The organism is Micromonospora sp. 15K316, from assembly GCF_004348525.1.
In the GTDB taxonomy this organism is placed as follows: Bacteria; Actinomycetota; Actinomycetes; order Mycobacteriales; family Micromonosporaceae; genus Micromonospora.
The window spans coordinates 21,361-28,052 of record NZ_SMKG01000065.1 but is presented as its reverse complement, the minus strand read 5'-3'; the positions used below and the strand labels follow the sequence as shown (position 1 = coordinate 28,052).

The 6,692-nt window shown below is 75.4% G+C and carries 5 protein-coding genes and 1 pseudogene; 1 reads left to right on the top strand and 5 read right to left on the bottom strand.

The window, feature by feature from the left end; genetic code table 11:
* The 5 genes and pseudogenes from E1211_RS15175 to E1211_RS15155 all read right to left on the bottom strand — a co-directional run.
* Positions 1 to 304, bottom strand: a pseudogene (locus tag E1211_RS15175) (hypothetical protein); the annotation flags it as partial.
* A 175-nt stretch (positions 305 to 479) separates the two neighbouring features.
* Positions 480 to 1,130 (bottom strand): GNAT family N-acetyltransferase, encoded by a 651-nt coding sequence (locus E1211_RS15170; RefSeq protein ID WP_132349507.1) that lies wholly within the window; start codon positions 1,128 to 1,130, stop codon positions 480 to 482.
* Positions 1,131 to 1,251: 121 nt separating this feature from the next.
* Positions 1,252 to 2,535 carry a gephyrin-like molybdotransferase Glp gene (gene glp / locus E1211_RS15165; protein ID WP_120673458.1) on the bottom strand — a complete coding sequence of 428 codons (1,284 nt, stop codon included), beginning with the start codon at positions 2,533 to 2,535 and terminating at the stop codon, positions 1,252 to 1,254.
* A complete protein-coding gene (locus tag E1211_RS15160) occupies positions 2,532 to 3,485 on the bottom strand; it encodes a UTP--glucose-1-phosphate uridylyltransferase (RefSeq protein ID WP_132349505.1) in 954 nt (317 codons plus the stop codon). Before E1211_RS15160 ends, glp begins: the two co-directional genes overlap by 4 nt.
* 9 nt (positions 3,486 to 3,494) lie before the next feature.
* Entirely contained in the window at positions 3,495 to 5,912 is a 2,418-nt protein-coding gene (locus E1211_RS15155; protein WP_207915375.1) for a diguanylate cyclase, read from the bottom strand.
* Positions 5,913 to 5,997: 85 nt separating this feature from the next.
* Between E1211_RS15155 and E1211_RS15150 the strand changes: the two genes are divergently transcribed.
* Positions 5,998 to 6,687 carry a 5-formyltetrahydrofolate cyclo-ligase gene (locus E1211_RS15150; protein ID WP_132349503.1) on the top strand — a complete coding sequence of 230 codons (690 nt, stop codon included), beginning with the start codon at positions 5,998 to 6,000 and terminating at the stop codon, positions 6,685 to 6,687.
* Positions 6,688 to 6,692: the final 5 nt, after the last annotated feature.

Below are 6,692 nucleotides of genomic sequence, written 5' to 3'. Positions count from 1 at the left end.
GGGGTACGGCGCTCAGTCGGCCGGAGCGGCGGCCCACGGCGGGCGGGGCCGAGACCGGTCGCTGTAGACCACCGGTAGTCGAATCTTCACTGAGCGTTACGACGAGGTGCCGTGGCGCGCGTACCGGCTGCCGTCCCGGCACAGTACGGCGGCGGCGCTGGCGCTGGAGCACCCGCGCCGTCGACTGCGCCCGCTCCGCCACCAGCCGCTCGGTGGCGTCGTACCGGCGGACCAGTGCCGGAGCGAGTGCGAGCAGGCCGGCGGCGGCGAGGACGGCGAGGAGCACCGAGGTCGGCACCCTCACCCCTCCCGTCACCGAATTCGGAGCAACCGCTACTCAGCCGTAGGATCTTCCATCGATCGGTGCCGGTGGCGTCGATCGTACGGCGAGCAGCGTTTGCCACAGCTTGCAGTTACTTGAGGTTACGGGCGACGGAGCGTGATGCCGACGCGCCGCGCCGATCCCGTGGGTGGGACGGTCACCCGGCCGCGGCGCGCACCCGGTGCCAGCGGGCCAGCAACCCGCCCTCGGCGGCGATCTCCTCGCTGGTCATCGCGTATCCGATGTGGTCGCGCCACGCTCCGTCGATGTGCATGTAGCGCACGTGGTACGACTCCTCGCGGAAGCCGAGCTTCTCCACCACCCGGCGGGACGGCCGGTTCTCGGGCCGGATGTTGACCTCGATCCGGTGCAGGCCACCCGGGCCGAACGCGTGGTCGACGGCGAGGGCCAGCGCGGTGGGGATCACTCCCCGACCGGCGACCCGGTGGTCGACCCAGTAGCCCGCGTACCCGGAGCAGAGCGCCCGCCGGACGATGCTGCCCACGTTCAGGTGCCCGACCAGCCGCTCCCGCCCGTCCTCCCGCAGGCAGACGGCGAACGGCATGCCGTCACCCGAGCGCGCCGAGCGCTGCTGGTCCCGGTGGACCCAGCGGAAGGCGGCCGGCGAGTTCAGCTCGTCCCAACCGCCGGGCAGCGACGACTCCCAGGGCGCCAACCAGCGCTGGTTGGCGCGCCGCACCTCGGACCAGGCGGCGGCGTCCGATCGCCGGTACGGGCGCAGCACGACGGGGCCGTCCACAAGGACCACCGGCCAGCCGGGCGCACGTCCGGCTCCGAAGAGGCTCACGGGGCGGACCCTACGCCCGCCGGCGCACCGGCCGCGAGGGCACTCCGGACGGGAAGGTGGTGCGGGCCGGGACGCACCGGGGGCCGGCCGTTCACCCGGGTGGGACCGGCTGGCCCGCGGGTCACCGGCGGCGGTCCAGCAGGAGGACGTCCACCGTGGAGCCCGCCGCGGCCGTGGTGACCCGCTCGCCGAGCACCAGGAGGCCGTTCGCCTCGGCGAGACCGGAGAGGGTGAACGGCCCACCGCTGAGCGGCTGGACCGTGTAGCCGCCGCCCCGCCGCTCGGCGACGTGCGCGGGGCGGAACTCGCGCAGCCCGCCGGGTGAGGAGACGGTCTCCAGCAGGTGCGCCCGGACGCTGGGCCGGAACACCGGCTCGGCCCCGGCGAGCAGCTGGATCGCCGGGCGGGCGAGCACCTCGAAACCGATGAGCGCCGCGCCCGGATCGCCGGGCAGGCAGACCACCGGCACCTCCTCGGCGCCGACCGTGCCGAAGCCGAGCGCCGTGCCGGGGTAGAGCGCCACCTCGGTGAAGGTGACCGGCCCGGCCCGGCCCCCCTCGCGGCGGGAGAGGATCCGGCGGACCATGTCGCCCGGCCCGGTGCCGGTGCCGCCGGTGGTGATGATCAGGTCGGCGCGCAGGGTCTGGTCCTCCAGCAGCCCGCGCAGCCCCTCCGGGTCGTCGTCGCAGATGCCGACCCGGTACGCCAACGCCCCCGCCTCGGCCGCCGCGGCGGTCAGCGCGTGCGAGTTCGCGTCCACCACCTGGCCGGGCTGGCTGCCCCGGCCCACGTCGACCAGTTCGTCGCCGGTGGCCACGACGACGACCCGCGGGCTGGGCCGGACCACCACGTGCCCGATGCCGGTGGCGGCGAAGACCGCGACCAGGGCCGGCGTGACGTATGTGCCGGCCCGGGCGAGCAACGTTCCGGCGGGCAGCTCGTCACCGGCGCGGCGCACCCCGTACCCCCGCTTGGGGGTGCGGTAGATCTCCACCGCCGCCATGCCCTGGTCGGTCCACTCCACCGGCACCACCACGTCCGCGGCGACCGGCAGTGGCGCCCCGGCGGCCACCGAGAAGCAGGAGCCGGGCGTGAGCCGGACCGGCCGCCAGCTGGCCGCGCCGAGGTCGCCTACCACGTTGAGCCGGACCGCCCGCCCGCCGGCGGCCCGGCCCGCGCCGGAGATGTCCTCCCAACGCGCGGCGTACCCGTCAACGGCCGACTGGTCGAAGGCCGGGAAGGCGTGCGGCGCGACGACGTCCTCGGCGAGGACGTTGCCGTACGCCTGGGTGAGGTCGAGGTCGAGCGGAGGCAGCGCGCGTAACCTGCGCAGCACACTGCCCAGGTAGTCGGCGAGCGGCGTCAACTCGTTCGCGGCCGCCTCGGCGTCGGCCGTAGCGGTCATGTATTGGGACCACCCGACACGTGGGAGTTGACGAAGTCGGTGAGCCACTTGCGGAACTCGGCGCCGAAGTCCTCCCGCTCGGCGGCGATCTGCACCACCGTCTGCAGGTAACCGAGCGGCATCCCGGTGTCGTAGCGGGTGCCCCGGTAGACGATCGCGTGCACCGGTGTCCCCTCCGTACGGAGCAGCTCCATCGCGTCGGTCAGCTGGATCTCGCCGCCGCTGCCCGGCTTCGTACGCCGGATCGCGTCGAAGATCTTCCCCGGCAGCACGTACCGGCCGAGGACGGCGAGGTTGCTCGGCGCCTCCTCCGGGTCCGGCTTCTCGACCATGCCGGTGACCCGGACGACGTCCCCGATGTCGGTCAGCTCGGACTCGGCCGGCTCGACCGAGGCGATGCCGTACCGCTTCGTCTCGGCCGGGTCGACCTCGAAGAAGGCGAGGACGATGCCGCCGGTGCGGGCCTGGAGCTCCAGCATCGCCGGCAGCAACGGCTCGTCCATCTTGACGAACTCGTCGCCCAGCAGCACCGCGAAGGGCTGGTCACCCACGTGCGACTCGGCGTACCCGACGGCGTGGCCGAGGCCGAGCTGCTCGGGCTGCCGGACGGTGTAGATCTCGGCCAGCTCGCTGGGGCGCTGCACGGCGGCCAGGATCTCGGGTTTCTTCTCCAGCCGGGCCTCCAGGTCGGGCCGGCGGTCGAAGTGGTCCACCATCGAGGTCTTACCCCGCCCGGTGATCAACAGCACGTCGCTGATGCCGGCCTGGGTGGCCTCTTCGACGATGTACTGCAACACCGGCCGGTCGACCACCGGCAGCAGTTCCTTGGGCACCGCCTTGGTCGCGGGTAGGAAGCGCGTGGCGAGACCGGCGGCCGGGATGACGGCCTTCACCGCGCGGGGGCGATCGGCGGCGGCCGTCGTTGAGGAGTTCGCTGAGTGCACCGACATGTCGCGAGACTATCGGCCACGGCTCTGCCGCGGCGGGTGTGGCCCGGAAGACGCGCCGCCTCCGGGCGCGGAGCGCGGGGAGCCCGGCCCGGCTCGGGCGACGTCCGGGCCGGTGGCCGCCGGGGCCGCCGGCTCGGCCTGGCTTCGGGCCCCCGTGCCCGGCTCGTCCGTGCAGGTCGACGCGGCCGCCTCGGCACGTACGGGCACGGTGGCGCGGCCCGCGCGGGGCAGCCCGTCGGTCGGGGTGACGGCCGCCGCCGGCACCGGCAGCTCGCGGGCGGCCGGCTGCCGCCGGGCGCTCACCCGGTAGGTGTCCCGGCCGGCCGCCTTCGCGTCGTAGAGGGCGTCGTCGGCCGCCTCCAGCACCTCCTGCCCGGTGCTCGCGTGGTCGGGGTAGACGGCGATGCCGATGGAGACGGTCACCCGTACCGGGACCGGCGCGGCGGCGTGCGCCTCGACCGGCATCGACGTGTCCCGGATCGCCGCGCCGAGCCGCTCCGCGACGATCGCCGCACCCCGGGCGTCGGTCTCCGGCAGCAGCAGGACGAACTCCTCGCCGCCCTGCCGGAAGGCCAGGTCGACCTCGCGGATCTCGCCCCGCAGCCGGCGGGCGAACTCGGCCAGCACCGTGTCACCGGCCGCGTGCCCGTAGGTGTCGTTGACGTCCTTGAACCGGTCGAGGTCCAGGGCGAGGACGCTCAGCATCCGGCCGAACCGGCTGGCCCGCTCGACCTCCCGCCGGATCGACTCGCGCAGGTAACGGTAGTTCCACAGCCCGGTCAGCGGATCGGTGAGCGACAGGCGCTGCGCCTCCTCGTGCCCACGTACGTTCTCCACCGCCACGGCCGCGTGGCTCGCGAACGTACGCAGCGTGACCAGGTCGTCGTCGTCGAACTCGTCGGTGCCCAGCCGGTCGTAGAGGGCGAGCACCCCGAGCGCGGCGGCCGGTTCGGCGCCGCCCGTGCCCCGGCCACCGGCCCCGGTGACGGCGCCGCCGGGCAGCTCGACGGTCGGGAGGTCGTCGGCCGAGCCGCCCATCGGGGCTTGGTACCCGTCGCTCGGGGTGGAGCCGGGGACCGCCGGAGCGCCGGCCGCCGCGCCCGTGGTGGGCGCCGGGCCGGCGGGAGCGGCGAACGGGACCGCGATGTACGTCCGGCAGCGCGGTTCCCCCGGCGGTACGTCGGCCGGGTCCATCCTGCCCCGCTGCGGCACCCCGGTCGCCGCCACGGCGCCCACCAGCCCACTGCCGACGGGGACCCGCATCGTCGGCGCCCCCTCCTGCGGCCAGCGCCCGTCCAGACCGTCGGTGCACTGGGCGACCAGCGCCCCGCCCGGCTCGACCAGGAGCACGGCCCCGGCTCGGGCGCCGGTCGCCGCGATCGCGCTGTTGAGGATCACCCGCAGGATGCGCTGCAGGTCGTGCGTGCTCGCCAGGGTGTCCCCGAGGACGGCGAGGTGCCCGCGCAGCTGATCGCGACTGCTGGTCAGCGCGGCCACGTAGGAACCCGTCTCCCGGGTCATCCGGTTGAACGCGCCGGCCAGGCGGCCCAGCTCGTCGCGGGTGCGTACCGGGACCCGGGCGGTCAGGTCGCCGTGCGCGACCCGGTCGACCGCGGCGGCCAGCTCGACCAGCGGGCGGGTGGTGACGCGGGCCAGGCGCCAGGCGGCCAGCACGGCGAGCAGCCCGGCCAGCACCACCGCCGCGACCAGCGCCGTGTTCAGCCCGGGAGGCTGCTCGCTGGGCACCGAGAGCACCAGCGGCAACGGCTGCCCGGACGAGGGGCCGATGCGGCGGACGTACCGGCCGTCGGCCGTCTCGGTGACCTGCTCGTCGTCGAGCGTGCCGGCCGCCGCCAGCACGGCGTCGCGTACCTCGCTCGCCTCGGTGGTGTGGGTGACCCGCGCGGGCCCGGTCCCGTCGTCGAGCAGGGTGACCGCCACGCCGGTCACCGCCGCGAGCCGGGCCACGAACGCCGGGTCGACCGGCTGGGCCGCGGCGACCGTGCCGAGCGTCGTTCCGGTGCGGTCGCGCAGGTCGACCCGGACGGTCAGCGCGGTGACCGGCCCGCTCGCCGCCGCGCCGGCGCACTCCTGCCAGGGGGTCGGCGGCGCGTCGGGGGTGGTGTAGGTGACCCGCCCGGCGACGTCGCTCAGCACCACCGCGGCGGCGAGGCCGCGGCTCACCACCTGACCGGCGGCGCCGGTTGGGTCGCCGCGGGTCAGCGCGACCGCGTCGGCCGCGGCCCGCAGCTGCTGGCAGAGAGCGTCGACGGAGGTACGCACGGCGGCGGCCGCCACGGCGAGCCGCTCGGCCGAGCGACCCCGGTCCACGGTGTTCAGGGTCGAGGCCACGAAGAGCGCGCCGAGCAGGACCGGGCCGAGGACCACCGCGAGGAAGGCCGCCGTCAACCGTCCGCGTAGCGTCACTCGGTTCCCCCCGAAAGTTCCGCCTCCCTTGTTGCGATGCTGACACAGAGCAACCGTGGGAGAGGCGTTGCGTCAGGAGTGTTGCGTGCCGGAATTTTCTTATGGAGCGGAAGTGACTCATGTGGCGAAACGGGACATGCGGGCGACCTTGCTCGCCCGCCGCCGCGAGCTGACCGCCGAGGCGCGGGCGGCGGCCGAGGCTCGCGTCCAGGCCGAGCTGGTCTCACTGGTACGCCGGCTGCGGCCCGCCCGGGTGACGGCGTACGTTCCGGTGGGCTCGGAGCCGGGCGGCCCGGAGCTGCCGGAGGTGCTGCGGGCCGCGCTGCCGGCCGACGGCGAGCTGCTGCTGCCGGTGCTGCTGCCCGACCTCGACCTGGACTGGGCCGCCTACGACGGACCCGAGGGCCTCGCCGCGGCCGGGCGGGGGATGCGCGAGCCGACCGGGCGGCGACTCGGCCCGGACGCGATCGTCGACGCCGAGCTGGTGGTGCTGCCGGCGGTCGCGGTCGACCTGGGTGGACTGCGGCTGGGCCGCGGCGGCGGCTCGTACGACCGGGCGCTGGCCCGCCTGCCCGAGGCGGCCCTGACCGTGGTGCCGCTGCACGACGGTGAGCTGGTCAGCAGCGTGCCCGCCGAGCCGCACGACCGTCCGGTACGCGCCGTGGTCACCCCCACCGGGGGCCTGCGTACGCTGGATGCCGCCCCGCCGTCCGGCCGGGGTACGCCGCCGGGTGTCGCGCCCCACACTTCCGCTGGACGAATCCGGGGGGAATGACGCAA